At 73.2% G+C, this 19,260-nt stretch carries 18 protein-coding genes; 11 read left to right on the forward strand and 7 right to left on the reverse strand.

Features of this window, described 5'->3' with window-relative positions:
* Positions 1 to 112 precede the first annotated feature (112 nt).
* Both Q5762_RS29235 and Q5762_RS29240 read left to right on the forward strand, forming a co-directional pair.
* Positions 113 to 1,234, forward strand: a complete 1,122-nt coding sequence (locus tag Q5762_RS29235; protein WP_315895263.1) for a hypothetical protein — start codon at positions 113 to 115, stop codon at positions 1,232 to 1,234.
* Between the two features lie 47 nt (positions 1,235 to 1,281).
* Positions 1,282 to 2,373: a phosphotransferase family protein gene (locus tag Q5762_RS29240; RefSeq protein WP_315895264.1), complete on the forward strand. Its 1,092-nt coding sequence runs from the start codon at positions 1,282 to 1,284 to the stop codon at positions 2,371 to 2,373.
* Positions 2,374 to 2,379: 6 nt separating this feature from the next.
* On the opposite strand, the gene Q5762_RS29245 is transcribed toward Q5762_RS29240, so the two are convergent.
* Positions 2,380 to 2,748, reverse strand: a complete 369-nt coding sequence (locus Q5762_RS29245) for a hypothetical protein (RefSeq protein WP_315895265.1) — start codon at positions 2,746 to 2,748, stop codon at positions 2,380 to 2,382.
* A 247-nt stretch (positions 2,749 to 2,995) separates the two neighbouring features.
* Between Q5762_RS29245 and Q5762_RS29250 the strand changes: the two genes are divergently transcribed.
* The 4 genes from Q5762_RS29250 (at position 2,996) to fxsA (ending at position 7,059) form a co-directional block, all read left to right on the forward strand.
* Entirely contained in the window at positions 2,996 to 3,436 is a 441-nt protein-coding gene (locus tag Q5762_RS29250) for an Lrp/AsnC family transcriptional regulator (protein WP_315895266.1), read from the forward strand.
* A 72-nt stretch (positions 3,437 to 3,508) separates the two neighbouring features.
* On the forward strand, positions 3,509 to 5,140 hold the full coding sequence (locus tag Q5762_RS29255; protein ID WP_315895267.1) for an amidohydrolase: 1,632 nt from the start codon (positions 3,509 to 3,511) through the stop codon (positions 5,138 to 5,140).
* Positions 5,141 to 5,604: 464 nt separating this feature from the next.
* Entirely contained in the window at positions 5,605 to 6,384 is a 780-nt protein-coding gene (locus tag Q5762_RS29260; RefSeq protein ID WP_315895268.1) for a polyprenol monophosphomannose synthase, read from the forward strand.
* An 81-nt stretch (positions 6,385 to 6,465) separates the two neighbouring features.
* A complete protein-coding gene (gene fxsA / locus Q5762_RS29265; RefSeq protein WP_315895269.1) occupies positions 6,466 to 7,059 on the forward strand; it encodes an FxsA family membrane protein in 594 nt (197 codons plus the stop codon).
* A 111-nt stretch (positions 7,060 to 7,170) separates the two neighbouring features.
* Here the strand turns inward: fxsA and Q5762_RS29270 are convergent, their stop codons facing one another.
* The 4 genes from Q5762_RS29270 to Q5762_RS29285 all read right to left on the reverse strand — a co-directional run bounded on the left by Q5762_RS29270 (position 7,171) and on the right by Q5762_RS29285 (position 10,642).
* Entirely contained in the window at positions 7,171 to 7,545 is a 375-nt protein-coding gene (locus tag Q5762_RS29270; RefSeq protein WP_026278069.1) for an RNA polymerase-binding protein RbpA, read from the reverse strand.
* A gap of 255 nt (positions 7,546 to 7,800) precedes the next feature.
* Complete coding sequence (locus tag Q5762_RS29275; RefSeq protein ID WP_315895270.1) at positions 7,801 to 9,159, reverse strand: MFS transporter; 1,359 nt, start codon at positions 9,157 to 9,159, stop codon at positions 7,801 to 7,803.
* 41 nt (positions 9,160 to 9,200) lie between these two features.
* On the reverse strand, positions 9,201 to 9,965 hold the full coding sequence (locus Q5762_RS29280; RefSeq protein ID WP_315895271.1) for a glycerophosphodiester phosphodiesterase family protein: 765 nt from the start codon (positions 9,963 to 9,965) through the stop codon (positions 9,201 to 9,203).
* Positions 9,962 to 10,642, reverse strand: a complete 681-nt coding sequence (locus Q5762_RS29285) for a hypothetical protein (protein WP_315895272.1) — start codon at positions 10,640 to 10,642, stop codon at positions 9,962 to 9,964. Before Q5762_RS29285 ends, Q5762_RS29280 begins: the two co-directional genes overlap by 4 nt.
* 120 nt (positions 10,643 to 10,762) lie before the next feature.
* On the opposite strand from Q5762_RS29285, the gene Q5762_RS29290 reads away from it, so the two are divergent.
* A complete protein-coding gene (locus Q5762_RS29290; protein WP_315895273.1) occupies positions 10,763 to 12,262 on the forward strand; it encodes a PLP-dependent aminotransferase family protein in 1,500 nt (499 codons plus the stop codon).
* A gap of 72 nt (positions 12,263 to 12,334) precedes the next feature.
* Here Q5762_RS29290 and Q5762_RS29295 read toward each other — a convergent pair whose 3' ends face one another.
* The gene (locus tag Q5762_RS29295) at positions 12,335 to 13,978 is read right to left on the reverse strand and encodes a hypothetical protein (RefSeq protein ID WP_315895274.1); all 1,644 of its coding nucleotides are present in this window, start codon (positions 13,976 to 13,978) and stop codon (positions 12,335 to 12,337) included.
* Positions 13,979 to 14,015: 37 nt separating this feature from the next.
* The gene (locus tag Q5762_RS29300) at positions 14,016 to 14,210 is read right to left on the reverse strand and encodes a hypothetical protein (protein ID WP_015032212.1); all 195 of its coding nucleotides are present in this window, start codon (positions 14,208 to 14,210) and stop codon (positions 14,016 to 14,018) included.
* Between the two features lie 350 nt (positions 14,211 to 14,560).
* On the opposite strand from Q5762_RS29300, the gene Q5762_RS29305 reads away from it, so the two are divergent.
* The 4 genes from Q5762_RS29305 to Q5762_RS29320 all read left to right on the forward strand — a co-directional run bounded on the left by Q5762_RS29305 (position 14,561) and on the right by Q5762_RS29320 (position 19,186).
* Entirely contained in the window at positions 14,561 to 14,953 is a 393-nt protein-coding gene (locus Q5762_RS29305) for an ankyrin repeat domain-containing protein (protein WP_315895275.1), read from the forward strand.
* Between the two features lie 265 nt (positions 14,954 to 15,218).
* A complete protein-coding gene (locus Q5762_RS29310) occupies positions 15,219 to 16,634 on the forward strand; it encodes a HEAT repeat domain-containing protein (protein WP_315895276.1) in 1,416 nt (471 codons plus the stop codon).
* 249 nt (positions 16,635 to 16,883) lie between these two features.
* Complete coding sequence (locus Q5762_RS29315; RefSeq protein ID WP_315895277.1) at positions 16,884 to 18,011, forward strand: glycosyltransferase family 1 protein; 1,128 nt, start codon at positions 16,884 to 16,886, stop codon at positions 18,009 to 18,011.
* Complete coding sequence (locus Q5762_RS29320; protein ID WP_315895278.1) at positions 18,008 to 19,186, forward strand: glycosyltransferase; 1,179 nt, start codon at positions 18,008 to 18,010, stop codon at positions 19,184 to 19,186. The genes Q5762_RS29315 and Q5762_RS29320 overlap by 4 nt, the downstream gene beginning before the upstream one ends.
* The last annotated feature ends 74 nt before the right edge of the window (positions 19,187 to 19,260 follow it).

Here is a 19,260-nt window from a genome sequence, read left to right on the forward strand (position 1 = left end):
CCGGGCCTGCGCGGGGCTCGTGGCGTGCGTGCGAACGGGTACCGCACGACTCTGGCCCCCGACAGGCTTTCTGACTTACCGTCAGATCCCGCTGTCGACCAGGAGGTCACACGTGTCAGAGGACCGGCCCGTCCCGCTCGACGAGTACCCCGTGCACCAGGCGCCGCTCTCGATGAAGCACCACGTCAGCGGCGACCGCAACGTCTACGACCGGTGCATCTTCCACGTCTTCGACCATCAGGGCCGTGCCCTGCTCATCGCCGGACTCGGCGTCTACCCCAACACCGGGGTCGTGGACGCCTACGCGACCCTGCGCACCGGCGACCGGCTGCACGCCGTCCGGGCCTCCGACGCCCTCGGCGACGACCGGATGAACCTCGCCGTCGGCCCGCTCCGGATCACCGTGGACGAACCCCTCAAGACGCTCGGCCTGCACTGCGACCCCGACCCGGCCGACCCCGACGGGCTCTCCTTCGACCTCACCTGGACCGGGGACTTCGCTCCCGTCTGGGAGCCGCACCACACCCAGCGCCGCGGCGACCGGCTCACCCTGGAGGGCCGCCGCTTCGTCCAGGCCGGCCACTGCACCGGGACCGTCCGGGCGGGCGGCGAGGAGTTCGCCGTCACGGCGGGGGAATGGACCGGCACCCGCGACCGCAGCTGGGGCGTCCGGCCCATCCCCGGCGAGGAACCCGGCCGCGCCGACGAGTTCCGGCCCGAGGGCTTCCACTGGCTCTGGATCCCGATGCGCTTCGACGACCGCTTCCTCATGGTCATCGCGCAGGAGGACGCCGACGGCTACCGGACCCTCAACGAGGCCCTGCTCGTACGGAACGGGCAGCGCGACGCCCAACTCGGCCGGCCCCGCACCGACATCACGTACCGCCCGGGCACCCGCCACCCCGAACGGGCCGCCATCCACCTCACGGACCCGTCCGGCAAGCCGCTGGAGGTCGACGTCGAGATCCTCGCCTCCTCCCCGCTCGCCGTCGGCGCCGGCTACCCGCCCGCCGTCGACTGGCAGCACGGCACCTGGCAGGGTCGCGACTGGACCGACCGCAGGGTGTACGACCTCTCCGACCCGGCCGCCCATCCCATGGCCGCCTTCGGCGTCACCGACCACGCGGCCCGCTTCACCCTCGAAGGCCGCACCGGCTACGGGATCTTCGAGCACGGCTCCTTCGGCCGCCACGACCCGAGCGGCTTCGCCGACTACACGTCCACCGCCGACTGACCCTGCCCCGAAGGCGAACCGAGCCCCAAGAAGAGAGGAGTGCGTCCATGGCCACCGCGCCCCGCCCGCGCACCAGCACCCGCGACCCCGAGGAACTGGGCCGCCGGCTCACCGAGTGGCTCGACCTCCGGTTGCCCGGCGCCCGGGTCGGCGGGCTCGCCGTGCCCGGGTCCAACGGGATGTCCAGCGAGACCCTGCTCTTCGACATCGAGCACCCCGACGCCCCCGTGCGCGGCTGCGCGCTACGGCTGGCCGCCGACCCCGCCGCGTACACGATCTTCCCCGTCTACGACATGGAGCGGCAGCACCGGGTCATGCGGCTCGTCGGGGAGCACACCGACCTACCCGTCCCGCGCGTCCTGTGGCTGGAACGCGACCCGGGTCCGCTCGGCGCCCCGTTCTTCGTGATGGCCCGCGCCGAGGGCCGCGTGCCGCCGGACGTCATGCCCTATACGTACGAGGGGAACTGGCTGCACTCCGCGACCGACGCCGAACGCACCCACCTGGAGGCCGAATCCGTCTCCGTGCTCGCCCGGCTGCACGACCAGTTCCCCGCGAAGGAGGCGGAGTTCCTGCTGCCCGACGGGGCCGGCAGCCCGCTGCGGCGCCATGTCGACGCCCAACGCGCCTACTACGCCTGGGTCGTGAAGGACCTCGCCCGCTCCCCGCTGATCGAGTCGGCCTTCGCCTGGCTGGAGGCGCACTGGCCGGCCGACGAGGGGCCCGCCGTCCTCAACTGGGGCGACGCGCGGATCGGGAACATCGTCTACGACGGATTCCGGCCCGCGGCCGTCCTCGACTGGGAGATGGCCGGTTTCGCGCCGCGCGAGGTCGACCTCGGCTGGACCGTCTACCTCCACCGCTTCTTCCAGGACCTGACCGTCAGTTTCGGCCAGCCCGGACTGCCCGGATTCCTGCGCCGCGACGCCGTCGAGCGACGGTACGCGGCCCTCACCGGGCACACGCCGCGCGAGATGGAGTTCCACACGCTCTACGCGGCGCTGCGGCACGCGATCGTGATGCTCAGAGTCGCGTACCGCCAGGCGCACTTCGGAGAGGTGGAGGTACCGGAGAATCCGGACAGCCTCATCCTGCACCACGCCACGCTCGCGGCGATGGTGCGAGGGGACTACTGGTAGGCGTCGTTACGCGGCGCGCCGCATCTGCGGCACCTTGATCGGACGCGAGCCCGGACCGCCGACGTGCGAGAAGGGCTGCGTCCGCCAGTCGAGCCCCTGGGGGAGCGTCAGCAGAAGCGCGGTGTCCTGCTCCTGGACCTCGAGCGTCTCGTCGGCGGGGCTCGCGTCGGACGCGGCGCGGCCGGTGCCCGGGCAGACCGTCAGCACGAACGGGTTCCAGGGCGTCGGGCACAGCGCGTGCTCCGGCAGCCTGTCCTCGTCCGCGAGCAGCGCGATCGGCTGGACGCAGTCCGGGCAGATGACCCGGTACATCTCGAATGTGTCGTACGCGTCCAGCTCGTCGGTCGTCTCGACCGAATCAACAGGATCCTGCATGGAGAATCTCCCCCTCGGGTGGGTCGACCGAAGTACGTATGGCCTCGACCACAGCAAGCAATTCCCATACGGCCCCCCGCATAACCGTGAGGTCTCGATCGAGCCGCCCACAAACCTGTGGTGTTCGTCACATGCCCCTCGCAGGTGCCCCGAGGATGCCCATAGAGGTCTATAGCGACGGGGTGGTGACGAGACGGCGACGTACCCCCGCTGTGCCGGAGGCCCCTTGGGGCAATAGGTTGACCGCATGGAGGAGCTGGATCGTCAGATCGTCGAATTGCTCGTCAGGGACGGGCGCATGAGCTACACCGACCTGGGCAAGGCCACCGGCCTGTCCACCTCGGCCGTACATCAGCGCGTCCGCCGACTGGAGCAGCGTGGGGTCATCCGCGGCTACGCGGCCGTCGTCGACCCGGAGGCCGTCGGTCTGCCGCTGACCGCCTTCATCTCGGTCAAACCCTTCGACCCCAGCTCTCCGGACGACACCCCGGACCGGCTCGCGGACCTCCCGGAGATCGAGGCCTGCCACAGCGTCGCGGGCGACGAGAACTACATCCTCAAGGTGCGCGTCGCGACCCCGCTGGAGCTCGAACACCTGCTCAGCCGCATCCGCTCCCAGGCGGGCGTCTCCAGCCGTACGACGGTCGTCCTGTCGACCCCGTACGAAGCCAGGCCGCCGCGCGTCTAGCACCCAGGACCGATCCGGCCGCGCCGGGCCCGGCGTACGGCCGGGCCCCGCCGCGCATCTAGCCTGGTCACCATGAGCGAGACCCTCTCAGACAGCGAGCACCGCACCATCCTGCTGCGCGGTGGAGAAGTCCACAGCCCCGCCGACCCCTTCGCCACCGCCATGGTGGTGGAGCGCGGACACGTCGCCTGGGTGGGCTCGGAGGGGGCGGCCGACGCCTTCGCCTCCGGCGTGGACGAGGTGATCGACCTCGAAGGCGCGCTCGTCACCCCCGCGTTCGTCGACGCCCATGTGCACACCACGGCCACCGGACTCGCCCTGACCGGCCTCGACCTCTCCGCCGCGCGCTCGCTCGCCGAGGCGGCGGAGCTGATCAGCTCGTACGCGGCCGCCCGCCCCGCCGACCGGATCCTCATCGGACACGGCTGGGACGCGGCCCGCTGGCCCGAGCGCCGGGCCCCGCGCCGCGACGAGCTGGACGAGCTCACCGGCGGCCGGCCGCTCTACCTCACCCGGATCGACGTCCACTCGGCCGTCGTCACCACCGCCCTCCTTGACCTCGTCCCGGGCGTCCGTGACCGCACCGGCTTCCGCGACGGCGAGCCGCTGACCGGCGACGCGCACCACGCCGTCCGCGCCGCCGCCTACGCGGCCCTCTCGCCCGCGCAGCGCACCGAGGCCCAGCGTGCGGCCCGTGCGCACGCCGCCTCGCTCGGCATCGGCACCCTGCACGAGTGCGGCGGTCCGGAGATCTCCTCCGAGGACGACTTCACCGGGCTCCTCGACCTCGCCCGCACCGAGCCCGGCCCGCGCGTCGTCGGCTACTGGGCCGACCTCGACATCGAACGGGCCCGCGCGCTCGGCGCCGTCGGCGCGGCCGGCGACCTCTTCGCCGACGGCTCGCTCGGCTCCCACACCGCCTGTCTGCACGAGGCGTACGCCGACCACGCCGACGGCGCCCACAGGGGCGTCGCACACCTCGACGCGGCCACGGTCGCCGCCCATGTCGTCGCCGCCACCGAGGCGGGCCTCCAGGCCGGCTTCCACGCCATCGGCGACGCCGCCGTCACCTCCGTGGTCGACGGCGTCCGCGCCGCCGCCGAGAAGCTCGGCCTCGCCCGGATCCGCGCCGCCCGCCACCGCGTCGAGCACGCCGAGATGCTCACCCCCGAGACGATCGCCGCCTTCGCCGAACTCGGCCTGACCGCGTCCGTCCAGCCCGCCTTCGACGCGGCCTGGGGCGGCGAGGACGGCATGTACGCCGAGCGCCTCGGCGCCGAGCGCGCCCGCACCCTCAACCCGTACGCAGCCCTCCTCCGCGCCGGTGTGCCGCTGGCCTTCGGCTCCGACAGCCCGGTCACCCCGCTGGACCCCTGGGGCACGGTCCGCGCCGCCGCCTTCCACCGCACGCCGGAGCACCGGATCTCCGTCCGCGCCGCCTTCACCGCCCACACCCGGGGCGGCTGGCGGGCCGTCGGACGCGACGACGCCGGCACGCTCGTCCCCGGCGCCCCCGCCGACTACGCGATCTGGCGCGCCGACGAGCTCGTGGTCCAGGCGCCGGACGACCGGGTGGCCCGCTGGTCGACCGATCCGCGCTCCGGAACGCCCGGTCTGCCCGATCTGACCCCCGGGCGTGAGCTGCCGGTCTGCCTGCGCACGGTGGTGTTCGGACAAACGGTTTTCGACCGGCCGAACGAGTGACGTCGGGACATTTCGTACCGCCGATCGATGATCAACCGGCTGGTCGGCGACCTGCGGATCTTCCCCACTGACCTGGCGGTATCGGTCATCTCCGCAGGTCAAGCGGGTGTTGACAGTGAGCCGCTGGGGGCGGGTAGGTTCTCCCGCGTCCACCACAGGACGTCCGACCGGTTTCAAACCTCAGGTTCTGCACCCGCGCCTCGGGGGCGAGGGAAGGTTTTTTCCGGCGGAGGGTGCGACCCGGTGGGGCCCGGACGTCCAGTAGACAACGGCCTTCGGTCGACCCGCAGCCAGCGGGTCCCAGGTCGGCCCGAAGGGCGCCGGGCCCCGATCCGCACACCCCGCGTGGCATGCCCCGCGCCGTCCCCGCGCCGCCCTCGGATGCGCAACCAGCCCCGCCGCGACAGAGCCGACAGACGGGCTCGCTATGGTGGGGGTTCGCGTATGTATCCGAAGGGGCAGCAGTGAACGACGGTGGCCAGAGGCGTTACGGCCCGCTCGGCAGAGCCTTGGTGATCATTCCGACCTACAACGAGGCGGAGAACATCAAGCCGATCGTCTCGCGCGTACGGGAGTCCGTACCGGAGGCGCACATCCTCGTCGCCGACGACAACAGCCCCGACGGCACGGGCAAGTTCGCCGACGAGATCGCCGCCGAGGACGACCACGTCCACGTGCTGCACCGCAAGGGCAAGGAGGGGCTGGGCGCCGCCTACCTCGCCGGCTTCCGCTGGGGCATCGAGCACGGCTACGGCGTCCTCGTCGAGATGGACGCCGACGGCTCGCACCAGCCCGAGGAGCTGCCCCGGCTGCTGACCGCCCTCAAGGGCGCCGACCTCGTGCTCGGCTCCCGCTGGGTCCCCGGCGGCCGCATCGTGAACTGGCCCAAGTCCCGCGAGTTCATCTCCCGCGGCGGCAGCCTCTACTCGCGCGTCATGCTCGACGTGCCGATCCGCGACGTCACCGGCGGCTACCGGGCCTTCCGCAAGGAGACCCTGGAGGGCCTGGGCCTGGAGGACGTGGCATCGGCCGGCTACTGCTTCCAGGTCGACCTGGCCCGGCGCGCCGTCGCCGCCGGCTTCCATGTCGTCGAGGTCCCCATCACCTTCGTGGAGCGGGAGATCGGCGACTCGAAGATGAGCCGCAACATCGTCGTCGAGGCCCTGTGGCGGGTCACCGGCTGGGGTCTGACGGCCCGTGCGAACAAGGTCGGCAAGCTGCTCGGCCGCAAGCCCACGAGCTGACGGCCGGTCCGGTTCGGCCGGTCGTTCCGGCTGATCCGCTCTTTACGACGTTCCGGCGGGGCGCCAGGCACACTGGGGGGCATGACGACCGGCGCACCGCCTCCCCTCGCCCCGAAGCGCTCCCGCGCGCGTACGTTCCTTCCGCTGGCCCTGGCCGCCTGGCTGGTCCTCGAAATCTGGCTGCTCATCGTGGTGGCGGGCGCGGCCGGCGGGCTGACCGTCTTCGGTCTGCTGGTCGGCGGCGCCGTCCTCGGCGCCGTGGTGATCAAGCGCGCCGGGCGGCGCGCCTTCCAGAACCTCACCGAGACCTTCCAGCAGGCGCAGGCGGCGGCGCAGACCGGTGTCCCGCCGACCGCCACCGAGCGGGCCGGGGCGGGCGACCGCAACGGCTTCCTGATGCTCGGCGGACTGCTCCTGATGATCCCCGGCCTGATCTCCGACGTGGCCGGTCTGCTGCTGCTCGTGCCGCCGGTCCGCTCGGTCCTCGGCCGGTACGCGGACAAGGTCGCCGAGCGCCGGATGGCGGCGGCACCTCCCGGCAGCCTCCAGGACGCCTTCCAGCAGGCCCGTATGCACCGCCCGGACGGCAAGGTCGTGCCGGGTGAGGTCATCCGCGACGACGCGCCTCAGGGCCCGCAGCGGCCCCAGGAGCCCCGCCCGCCGCTGACGCCGTAGGCATAGACCTCCGTACGGAGCACGGGGGTCGACGTACAGCCGACAACGCCGCGGGGCCCGGTACACACAAGGTGTACCGGGCCCCGCGGCGTTGTTCGGCCGCGCCGTCCGTCAGGCGGACTTGCGGCTGTCGCGCGGATGCACGGCGATGTTCATGGCGCCGGATCGAAGGACCGCCAGCCTCTCGGCCAGCACCTCTTCCAGCTCCTCGCGGGTGCGCCGCTCCATCAGCATGTCCCAGTGCGTACGCGCCGGCTTGCCCTTCTTCTCCTCGGGGCCGTCCCCGTCCACCAGGAGTGCCTGGCTGCCGCAGACCTTGCACTCCCACTCCGGCGGAATTTCCGCTTCCACCGAGAAGGGCATCTCAAAACGATGGCCCTTCTCGCATGCGTACTCCACGGCCTGGCGCGGGGCCAGATCGATGCCGCGGTCGGTCTCGTAGCTGGTCACCACGAGGCGCGTGCCGCGAAGAGCTCGCTCACTCATGAATCGTGCCTCCCGGGCTTGTCGCCCACAGGACAGGTGTCGCTGTCGTCGTCATCCGGTCAACGTCCGGTCGGCGGTAAAGATTCCCGTTCCGGGTCATGCGTCGCCCGTCGTGCCGCCCCTTGTTGTACCCACCAGTGACCGGTTTGTCACATCTGGCAGCAGATGTCACCCAGCGTCTTCACTAAAGCAGCACGCAGTAACGGTCCGCCTGGCAGGCCAAAGGCGTACACTACCGGCCTTTCACTTCCGCGTCTAAATCCGCTCCGGAACCGGGTTGCCCGCGGCGGCCACGGCACGCCGTACCGGTACCCGCGCGAGCAGCAGAAAACCGGCCGCGAAGAAGATCACCAGAGAGATGATGGCATCTCGGTAGCTGCCGGTCAGCTGATACGCGAGACCGAACACCAGCGGCCCCAGCCAGCTCAGGCCGCGGTCGCTCATCTCGTAGGCCGAGAAGTACTCGGCCTCCTTGCCGCGCGGCACCAGATGTGAGAACAGCGAGCGCGACAGCGCCTGGCTCCCGCCGAGCACCAGACCGATCGCCCCCGCCAGGACGAAGAACGCCACCGGCGCGCCGGCCGGCAGGAAGTACCCGGCCGCCAGGATCAGCGTCCAGATCGCCAGCGACCCCAGGATCGTGCGCTTGGCGCCGTACGAGCGGGCCAGGCGTCCCATGCCGAGCGCGCCCACCACCGCCAGCACCTGCACCAGCAGGACCGCGGTGATCAGCGTCGTCTGGTCGAGCCCCAGCTCCTTCGATCCGTAGATCGACGCCTGCGAGATCACCGTCTGCACCCCGTCGTTGTAGACGAGGTACGCCAGCAGGAACGACAGCGTCAGCGGGTGGCGGCGCATGTCCCGCAGCGTCGCCGTCAGCTGCCGCCAGCCACCGCCGACCGCGCCCTCGCCGCGCGGCTCGATGCGCCGGTCGCGCAGTCGCCGCAGCGGTATGAGGGTGAAGGCGCCCCACCAGAGACCGGCCGAGGCCAGACAGATCCGCACCGCGGCCCCCTGGGAGAGCCCGAACGACTCGTGCCCCGAGTACAGGATCAGGTTGAGGACGAGGACGATGGCGCCCGAGGTGTAGCCGAACGCCCAGCCGCGCGAGGAGACCGCGTCGCGCTCGTCCGGCTCGGCGATCTGCGGCAGGTACGCGTTGTAGAGCACCATCGAGACCGCCAGCGAGGCGTTCGCCACGATGAGCAGGAACGCGCCCAGCAGATACCGGTCGCCGCTCAGGAAGAACATGCCCCCGGTCGCCGCCGCGCCGATGTACGCGGAGACGGCGAGCAGCGGCTTCTTCCGGCCCGTACGGTCCGCCACCGCGCCCACCAGCGGCATCACGAGGACCGCCACGATGATCGAGGCCGAGACCGCGTACGCGAAGAGCGACCCGGCCCGGACCGGGATGCCCAGGGGGTGGACGAAGCCCTCCGCGTCCGCCGCCGCCTCGGCGACCGACGTCAGATAGGGGCCGAGGAACACCGTGATGACGCTCGTCGAGTAGACCGAGCAGGCGAAGTCGTAGAAGTACCAGCCGCGCTGCTCGCGCAGGCGCTCGGCCGGATCGGCGGCGGACCGCTCCTCCGGCTCGGTGGTGTCGGCAGTCAAGACCGCGGCCCCCTCGTTCGTCCCCGTGGCGGGACGCGCGCTCAGACCCACACGCCCCGGTCGGTCAGCACTGCGCGCAGCGTCTCCAGATGATCGGTCATGATGCCATCCACCCCGAGGTCGAGGAGAGTGTTCATCCGCTCGGGATCGTTGACCGTCCAGACGTGGACCTGGAGCCCTCGGGTATGCGCCTCGCGGACGAAACGGCGGTCCACCACCGGGATGCCGCTCTGGCTCTCCGGTACCTGCGCCGCGACCGCGCCCGCGCGGATCGCCGCCGGGATGCCGAGCGAGCGCAGCCGCAGCCCGAGGACGCCCTTGACGCCGTACGAGGTGGCCAGCCGCGGCCCCGCCAGGCGCTGCGCGCGGGCCACCCGGCTCTCGGTGAACGAGCCGACGCAGATCCGGTCCCACGCCCCGGTCCTGCGAATCAGGTCGACCAGCGGGGCGAGGGAGGACTCGGCCTTGAGGTCCACGTTCCAGCGGGCCTCGGGGAACTCCTCGAGGAGCTCCTCGAAGAGCGACAGCGGCTCCTTGCCGGCCACCCGCGCCTCGCGGACGGCGTCCCACGGGAGGTCGCGGATCCGGCCGGTCGCGTCCGTCACCCGGTCGAGCGTGGAGTCGTGGAAGGCGACCAGCGCGCCGTCCGCGGTGGTGTGCACATCGGTCTCGAAGTAGCGGTAACCGGCCTCCGCGGCCCGCCGGAAGGCGGCCGCGGTGTTCTCCAGGCCCTCCGCCGCGCCGCCGCGATGGGCGAACGGGATGGGGGACGGGTGGTCCAGATAAGGGTGGCGTACGCGAGTCACCGCCGCAGTATCGCCTGTTCCGGTGTCCCGGAGGCGACGACCGTGCTGCTCGCGTTCTGCTCGGGGATGGCGAACCGGCGCAGGAAGAACTGCGCGAGGGGGCCGATGGTCAGCGCGTACAGGACCGTACCGACGCCGACCGAGCCGCCGAGCAGGAAGCCGGTGGCGACGACCGCGACCTCGATCGCGGTCCGCACCAGCCGGATCGAGCGGCCGGTGCGCCGGTGCAGCCCGGTCATCAGGCCGTCACGCGGGCCGGGCCCGAAGCGGGCGGCGATGTAGAGCCCGGTCGCGGCCCCGTTGAGGACGATGCCGAGGACGAGGAGGAGGATCCGCACGGCGAGTCCGTCGCCGTCGGGGACGAGCGCGAGGGTGCCGTCCATGGCCACGCCGATGACGAAGACGTTCGAGACCGTGCCGAGGCCCGGCTTCTGCCGGATCGGGATCCAGAGCAGCAGGACGGCCGCGCCGACGAAGATCGAGACGACTCCGATGGTCAGGCCCGTCTTCTCGGCGAGACCCTGGTGGAGGACGCCCCAGGGTTCGAGGCCGAGCCCGCCGCGGACGAGGAGCGCCGAGCTGATCCCGTACAGCGCCAGTCCGATGTACAGCTGCGTCAGTCGGCGGGTCAGATGGCGGCCGGAGAGCCGGCCGCGGAGGCCGGAGGCGATGGACAAGGTGGTTCCCCCTGTGCGGTGGCGGATTCGTGGGTGGTGGTAGTGGACTGACTCATGACACTCTGTGGCGGGGGATCGGATGCCAACCATGGCCAATTCGAGGAAGGTGGACTGAATTCCATGGCTCAGTGGACCTCGGCCGTCGGGCCGGCACAGCTCGCCCGGCAGCTTCAGGCGCAGCAGCCCCGTCCGGCCGGACCGGGCGCGCGCAAGCCGCCCGCCTACCGCGCGCTGGCCGACGGGATCCGCCTCCTCGTCCTGGAGGGCCGGGTGCCGGTCGCGGCCCGGCTGCCCGCCGAGCGGGAGCTCGCGGTCGCGCTGACCGTGAGCCGGACGACGGTGGCGGCCGCGTACGAGGCGCTGCGCGCCGAAGGGTTCCTGGAGTCGCGGCGCGGGGCCGGCAGCTGGACCGCCGTACCGGCCGGGAACCCGTTGCCCGCGCGCGGCCTCGAACCGCTGCCGCCGGAGTCGCTCGGCTCGATGATCGACCTCGGCTGCGCGGCGCTGCCCGCGCCCGAGCCGTGGCTGACCCGGAGCGTGCAGGGCGCGCTGGAGGAGCTGGCGCCGTACGCCCACACGCACGGGGACTACCCGGCGGGGCTGCCGGCGCTGCGGCAGATGCTCGCCGACCGGTACACCGAGCGGGGCATCCCGACCATGCCCGAGCAGATCATGGTCACCACGGGCGCGATGGGCGCGATCGACGCCATCTGCCATCTCTTCGCGGGGCGCGGCGAGCGGGTCGCCGTCGAGTCGCCCTCGTACGCCAACATCCTCCAGCTCATGCGGGAGGCGGGCGCCCGGCTGGTGCCGGTCGCGATGGCCGAGGGGCTGGCGGGCTGGGACCTGAACCGCTGGCGGCAGGTCCTGCGGGACGCGGCTCCGCGGCTCGCGTACGTGGTCGCGGACTTCCACAACCCGACCGGCGCGCTGGCCGACGAGGACCAGCGGCGGCAGCTGGTGGACGCGGCGCGTTCGGCGGGCACGGTGCTGGTCGTCGACGAGACGATGAGCGAGCTGTACCTGGACGACGACGTGGTCATGCCCCGGCCGGTCTGCGCGTTCGACCCCTCGGGGGCGACGGTGCTGACGGTCGGCTCGGCGAGCAAGGCGTTCTGGGCGGGCATGCGGATCGGCTGGGTCCGGGCCGCGCCCGACGTGATCCGTTCGCTGGTCGCCGCCCGGGCCTACGCGGACCTCGGCACTCCGGTCCTGGAGCAGCTCGGCGTCAACTGGCTGATGCGGACGGGGGGCTGGGAGCAGGCGGTGACGATCCGCCGCACCCAGGCCCGCGAGAACCGCGACGCGCTGGTGGCGGCGGTGCGGGCGCAGCTGCCGGAGTGGGAGTTCGACGTGCCGGCCGGCGGGCTGACCCTCTGGGTCCGCACGGGCGGCCTCTCGGGCTCGCGCCTCGCGGAGGTGGGCGAACGGGTGGGCGTACGGGTCCCCTCGGGACCGCGCTTCGGCGTCGACGGCGCCTTCGAGGGCTACGTCCGGCTTCCGTTCACCGTCGGCGGCCCGGTCGCCGAGGAGGCGGCGTCCCGCCTGGCGGCGGCGGCCCGCCTGGTGGAATCCGGCGCGGGCACGGGCCACGACCAGCCGCGCGCGTTCGTGGCGTAGCCGGTCCGGCGCCCCCCGTCCCCCTATGGCGCGGCGGGACGGGGGGCGCCGCCGCGCTCCCGCTGGTTGCGGTCAGCCCTCCGCGGGGACCGGGGTGTGGCGGGGGGCCGGGCCGGCGTCCGGGGGTGGTGGTGGGGTCGGGCCCAGGTCCAGGGTCGGGGTCGGGTCCGGGGCCGAGCCGGGGGCCGGCGGCACCGCCGTCGCCGTCTCCGTCTGGCACTCCGGCAGCAGCGCCAGGACCGCCTGCCGGTCCGCCTCGCTCGTCGCGTCGTCGTACGGATCCGGCGTCGCCGGCACCTGGAGCCGTAGCACCGGACCCGTACCCAGCCGTGCGTAGCCACGCCCCGGCGGGACGACCGGCGTCGGCGTCGTGTGCGGCCCGACGCCGAGGACCCACTCGATCGAGGCAGGCGCCGCCGGGCCCAGCACGACCCGCGCCCGCGTGTGCGTCCGTACCGTCTCGCTCAGCCCGTCCACGCTGTCGAACTGCTCCGCCACCACCACCGTCACCTGCGCGGCCCGCCCGTGCCGCAGCGGCACCTGGAGGAGGTCCTGCGGGTCGGGACGCCCGTCGGCGGCGGCCAGGTGACCGAGGACGCTCGGCCGGTCGAGCAGGATCCACAGCGGGCGCCGCGTGTCGTCCGGCGCGGGCCGCCCCGCCTGCCGGGCCCGGTTCGCGGCGATCAGCCGCCGCTCCGTCTCGTGCGCCGCCCACTCAAGACTCGCCAGCGAGCCCGCGAGCCCGCACTCGACGGCCAGAACCCCCGCGCGCCCGGTCAGACACGCGTACTCACCCGTGCCGCTGCCCTCGATGATCAGCACGTCGCCGTGCGGCAGGGCCTGCAGGGCGATGGAGCGCAGCAGGGAGGTCGTCCCGCTGCCGGGCTGGCCGACGGCAAGCAGGTGCGGCTCGGTCGAGCGCGGGCCCGTCCGCCAGACCACCGGCGGCGCGTCCTCCTCGCCGTCGGCGGTGCGGACCGGCACCGTGCGCTGGACGGCGTCCGCGTCGGTGAAGCCGAGGACCGTCTCGCCCGGCACCGTGACGAAGCGCTGGGCGGCGATCGTGGTGGGCAGGGCGGGCAGCACGCTCATGACGAGCTGGTTGCCCTCCTCGTCCCAGTCGAAGAGGTACTCCCGGCCGCGCCCGGACTTGGCGTGCAGCAGCTGCTCGATCCGTGCCCGCGCGTCCGCCTCGCCGTCCGTGAAGTACGCGGGGTACCGGATCCGGAGCCGCGTGAGCCGCCCGCCGTCGTCGAAGGCGAAGTCCCCGAAGGCGCCGCTCCAGTCGCCGCCGTGGGCGAAGAGGGGAGCCGGGTCCTCGGGGACGGAGAAGTACGGCACCAACGCCTCGTAGAGGCCCTTGAGCCGCTCGACCTCGGCGTCGTCGGGCCCGGTCTTCACGACCGGGCGCTCGCGCCCCTTCCACGCGGCCGCGCCCATCACCGAGACGAGTGCGAGGAGCGGCCCGTAGGGGGCGAGGGCGACGACGAGGACGCAGGCCGCGACCAGGAGCAGCGTGGGACCGCGCCGTTCCTTGGGGGTCGCGGCCCACCTGGCACGCGCGGTCGCGGCCAGCTTCCGCAGACCACGCGAGATCGTGATCAGCGGATGGAGCACATCGGTGGCGCTGTCGGCGGCCGTGCGCGCGATCTCTCGACTGCGAGCGATCCGGTCGCTGCCGCTACTCAGAATGCGGGGGAGTGGTCGCCGGGCCACGTCGTACTCCTGGAGTTGTGGAAGGGGCAGTGGAACGTCAGAACTTGATACCGCCCAAGAGGCCGGCCAGGCTCTGGCCGCCCGCGGTGATGCTCGGTGCGATGGCGGTGCCCGCGAGGTAGAAGCCGAACAGCGCGCTGACGAGGGCGTGGGAGGCCTTCATCCCGTCCTTCTTGAAGAACAGGAAGCAGATGATGCCGAGCAGGACCACGCCTGAGATGGACAGGATCATGAGGTGTTCTCCTGGTTGAGGGGACAGTCACCATGAGTCCTTCCAGGTTCACAGCAAGTATCTATGCGATTAAAGGTGCATATGGGTGAAAGTCGGCCGATTTCACTTGACTGGCGGATGTGGGGGGCTTGCCCGAGTGGCGAACTGCGCGGAGCGCGCTAGCGCGGGCGGTGTTCGTGTCCGGTTCGTGTCCGGTTCGCGTCCCGGGTGAGCTGCGGTGATCTTTGCCGTGGACGGCTCGCGTCATGTCGCCGGACGGGCAGTACCCTGTCGATTCACTCGTACGGCTGCGGTTGCTGTGCGCAGGTCAAGGTTTCAAGGTTCCGAGGCAGGAAAGGCGGGTACGTCGGATGAGCGAGACTCCGGACCCCGAGGTCATCGAGCTGGCGAGCAAGGTCTTCGACCTGGCGCGCACGGGGGACTCCGAGACGCTGGCCGCCTACGTCGACGCGGGCGTCCCGGCCAACCTCACCAACGACAAGGGCGATTCGCTCGTCATGCTCGCCGCCTACCACGGCCACGCCGACGCGGTCACCGCCCTGCTCGCCCGGGGTGCCGACGCCGACCGCGCCAACGACCGCGGCCAGACCCCGCTCGCGGGCGCCGTCTTCAAGGGCGAGGACGCCGTCGTCCGCGCGCTGCTCGCCGGCGGCGCAAAACCGGAAGCGGGGACTCCGTCCGCCGTGGATACTGCTCGGATGTTTGGGAAGGCAGAACTCCTGGAGCTGTTCGGCGCCCAGTGACGTCCCGGTGAAGATCCCGGGGACGATCCGGGTGAACGGGCACTGAACCCCAGGTGAGAGCGGTGTCGTAAATGTGGTCGCGGTGGCGAAATGGCTGGGTCATCATGACGTCGGGCCCGCAAGGGGCCACCGACGAGAGGCAGAGGAAGATGGTCAACACCAAGCGAAGGACGACGGGCGGCTCGACATGTTGCTGCGCGGCCTAGGCGATCACCAGTGCCCCGTACTTCCGGTCGTGTCGACAGCTTGATGTGAGGCGTCTTCCATGTTCGATCCAGTCATAGCGCCGAGCGGCACCCTGCTCGGCCTGCTGCAGAGGGGCCGCGGCGACGGCACCCTGCACGCGCTCGCCGCGCCCCGCGCCGAGGCCCTCGCGGCCCTGAACCACTGCGTTCTCACCGACCCCCGCCACGACTGGCAGGTCGAGAACCGGTCCCTCTACTACGCCCGGCTCTACCTCGACCTCGCGGGCGAGCTCGCGGCGATCGAGGCCCACCTCTTCGGGGCCGAGGACCACCTCGACACCGAGGAGAACCGGACCGGGCTCGCGCTCGCCGTCCTCGGACACCTCGCCTCCTACGGCCGCCAGGACGCGCTGCTGCTGCTCCGGCGGTACGCCGCGACCGGTACGAACTGGGCCTGGGCCCTCGACGAGCTCGCCCTGCGCGACGACGACACCGGGCTGCGCTCGCTCGCGCTCCCCGTCCTCGCCCGCTTCCCGGCCGGCCCGGAGGGCGACGCCGAGCTGGCGACCGCCGTACGGGACGCCTTCGAGCCCCGGCCGTGGCGGTTGTGGGCCGAGGATCAGCGCGACGCCGTGGGCGCCCGGGTCAGGGCCGCCCAGGAACGCGGCTCCTTCGACCGCTGGCAGCGCCAGATGCGACCGAGCGGCCCCCGGCCCGGCTGGAGCGTCCAGGCGGTCCTCGACTGGGCCCAGGAGGGCCTGGAGCGCGGCGCCGTCCTGCACGGGCCCGCCGCCCGCTGCCTGACCGCCGTCGCCGGACCCGAGGACCGGCCGCTGATCGTCGAGGCCGCCCGCAGCGGCCCCGACGGGGCGCGCTGCGCCGCCCTGCACTACCTGGCCGAGTCCCGCGATCCCGCCGTCCTGGACCTGATCGAGGGCGCGGCCGGCAGTGGCTCCCGTACGGTCGCGGAGGCCGCCGTCGCCGCGTTCGAGCGGATGTGCGGCGAGGCCGCCGTCGACCGGGCCCGCGGCTGGGTCCACCGGCCCGACGCGCTCGGCGCCGCCGCCGGCGCCGTCCTCGCCTGCCGGGGCGGGGCCCAGGACGAGCTGCTCGTCCTCGGCGCGCTCCGCGAGACCGTCCGGGCCGAGGGCCCCGACGCGACCGCCCTGTACGCCCTCGTCGACGGCGCCGGGCGCCTCGGCATCGGCTGCGCCGCCCCCGTCCTGCGCCACGTCTACCGGGAGACCGCCTCCTCCCAGCTCCGCGGCCGAACCGCCCGCGCCCTCGCCGCCACCGACCCGACCTTTCCGACGGGCTTCGCCGTCGAATGCCTCTGGGACTGCGAGGAGACCACCCGCGAGGTCGCGGCCCTGCACGCCGAGACGGGCGACGTCCGCGTCGCCGAGCGGCTGCGCCGGCTGGCCGCCGACCCGGCCGAGGAGGCCGAGGTCCAGACGGCGGTCCGTAACCGGATAGGCCCGGACCTGCAGGTCTGACGGCGCCCCATGGGGTACTTCTGAGGCCTGCCACCCGCCTGCCTTTGGTGCGTCCTTCTGCGCCCTGCCACGCGGCGCTCCGCCCCTTGCGAGCCGGGCGGGGCGCCGACGGTGCGCGGGGGCGTGCGCGCCGGGCGCGACGCCTGATTCCGGCCTCGCCGTGGCCGGAAGGCAAACGCTCATGGGACGTTCCCCGGGCGTCCAGATCCCCGTCCACGGGAACACGCCGGGCGCGACGACAACACCGGTATGCGTGTCGTCATCGTCACCGAATCCTTCCCACCCGATGTCAATGGTGTGGCGCACTGCGCCCAGCAGACCGCGCGCCACCTCGTCCGCCGCGGTCATGACCCGCTCGTCGTCGCCCCGGCCGTCGCCGGAGCCACCGACACCCCGGACGCCGACGCGCCCTGCGAGGTCGTCCGCGTACCGTCCCTGCCCCTGCCCGGCTACCCCCAGGTGCGGGTGGCCCTTCCCAGCCGCCGGCTCGCCACGGCCGTCGCCGCGCACCGTGCCGACGTCGTCCACCTCGCCAGCCCCTTCGTGCTCGGGGTGCGCGGGATGGCCGCCGCCACCCGGCTCGGACTGCCCGCCGTCGCCGTCTACCAGACCGACCTCGCCGGTTACGCCCGTACCTACATGGGCGCCGGCGAAGGCGCCGCCTGGCGCCGGCTGCGGGCCGTCCACGGCGCCGCCGACCGTACCCTCGCGCCCTCCACCGCCGCCGCGCGCGACCTGGAGGCGCACGGCATCGGCCGTATCCGCCTCTGGCGGCGCGGCGTCGACACCGTCCGCTTCCGCCCCGACCTCCGCGACGAGGCACTGCGCCGCGAACTCGCCCCGAACGGCGAACTCCTCGTCGGCTACATCGGCCGCCTCGCCCCCGAGAAGCGCGTCGAACTGCTCGCCGGCGTCTGCGGCCTGCCCGGCATACGGGTCGTGGTCGTCGGCGACGGCCCCAGCGAACCGGCGCTCCGTGTCGCCCTGCCCGGCGCCACGTTCCTCGGCCGCCGCACGGGCGACGACCTGGCGCGGATCGTCGCCGCGCTGGACGTGTTCGCGCACACCGGCCCGTACGAGACCTTCTGCCAGACCGTGCAGGAGGCGATGGCCAGCGGCGTCCCGGTCGTCGCCCCGGCCGCCGGCGGGCCGCTGGACCTGGTCGACCACCGCAGGACCGGGCTCCTGGTCCCGCCGGACGACACGACCGCCCTACGGGACGCGGTGGCCTCCCTCGCCGAGGCGCCGGCCCTGCGCGCCGCCTACGGCCGGGCGGGCCGGGCGGCCGTCGAGGGCCGGACCTGGGAGGCCGTGGGCGACGAACTGATCGGCCACTACCTGGAGGTCCTGCGCGAACGGACGGCGGTGGCGGCATGAACGGCTCCGCGACAGGCCGGCCGCTGCGCATCGTCCGGCTCGCCAACTTCGTCACCCCCACCTCGGGGGGCCTGCGCACCGCCCTCGAACAGCTCGGTCGCGGCTACCTCGCCGCCGGGCACGAGCCCGTCCTGATCGTCCCCGGCGACGTGGAGAGCGACCGGACCACCGACCAGGGGCGGATCATCACCCTGCAAGGCCCCGTCCTGCCCGGCACCGGCGGCTACCGCGTCCTCGCCGACCGGCGCCGCGTCCGCCGGATCCTGGAGGAACTCGCCCCGGACCGCATCGAGGTCTCCGATCGCACGACCCTGCGCTGGACGGGGGAGTGGGCGCGCCGCGCACGGGTGCCCTCGATGATGGTCTCCCACGAGACCGCCGACGGGGTCCTGCGGACCTGGGGCGTGCCGCCGGCCGCCGCGGCTCGCGCCGCGGACCGGCTCAACCGCCGTACGGCGTGGGCGTATTCGCGGATCGTCTGTACGACGGAGTGGGCGGAGCGCGAGTTCGTACGGATCGGGGCCCGCAACGTCCTGCGCGCGCCGCTCGGCGTGGACCTGGAACGGTGCCGGCCGGCGCGGCACAGCGTCGCCCTGCGCGCCCAGCACACGGACGGCGAGGGCGTGCTGCTGCTGATGTGCTCGCGGCTCTCCGTGGAGAAGCGCCCGGGCACCGCGCTCGACGCCCTCGCGCACCTGCGGGGCCAGGGGGTGCGCGCGACGCTCGCCGTGGCGGGCGAGGGGCCGCTGCGCGGCGCCCTGGAGCGGCGGGCGCGGGAGGAACGGCTCCCGGTGCGCTTCCTGGGGCACGTCGCAGACCGCGAGGTCCTGGCCGACCTCCAGGCCTCCGCCGACCTGTGCCTGGCCCCCGGCCCGGCCGAGACCTTCGGGCTCTCCGCCCTTGAGGCCCTCGCCTGCGGCACTCCGGTCGTCGCCAGCTCCTCGTCCGCGCTGCCCGAGGTCATCGGCGACGCGGGCGCGGGCGCCGCGGACGACCCGGCCGAGTTCGCGGCGGCCGTCCGCACCCTGCTCGACCGTCCGGAGCCGCTCCGCCGTGCGGCGGCACGCGCGCGTGCCGAACTCTTCAGCTGGGACCGCTCGATCGCCGCCTTCCTCCACGCCCACGATGCCGCCCCGACCACCATCCTCGTCCCGCCGCAGGGGGTGCGGACATGACGACCACGCTCCCGCCGACGGCGGACAGCCCGGAGTCCCTGGGTAAGCCGGCGGTGCGGGCCACGGCCGCGACG

Source organism: Streptomyces sp. P9(2023) (assembly GCF_032436795.1).
Classification (GTDB): Bacteria; Actinomycetota; Actinomycetes; order Streptomycetales; family Streptomycetaceae; genus Streptomyces.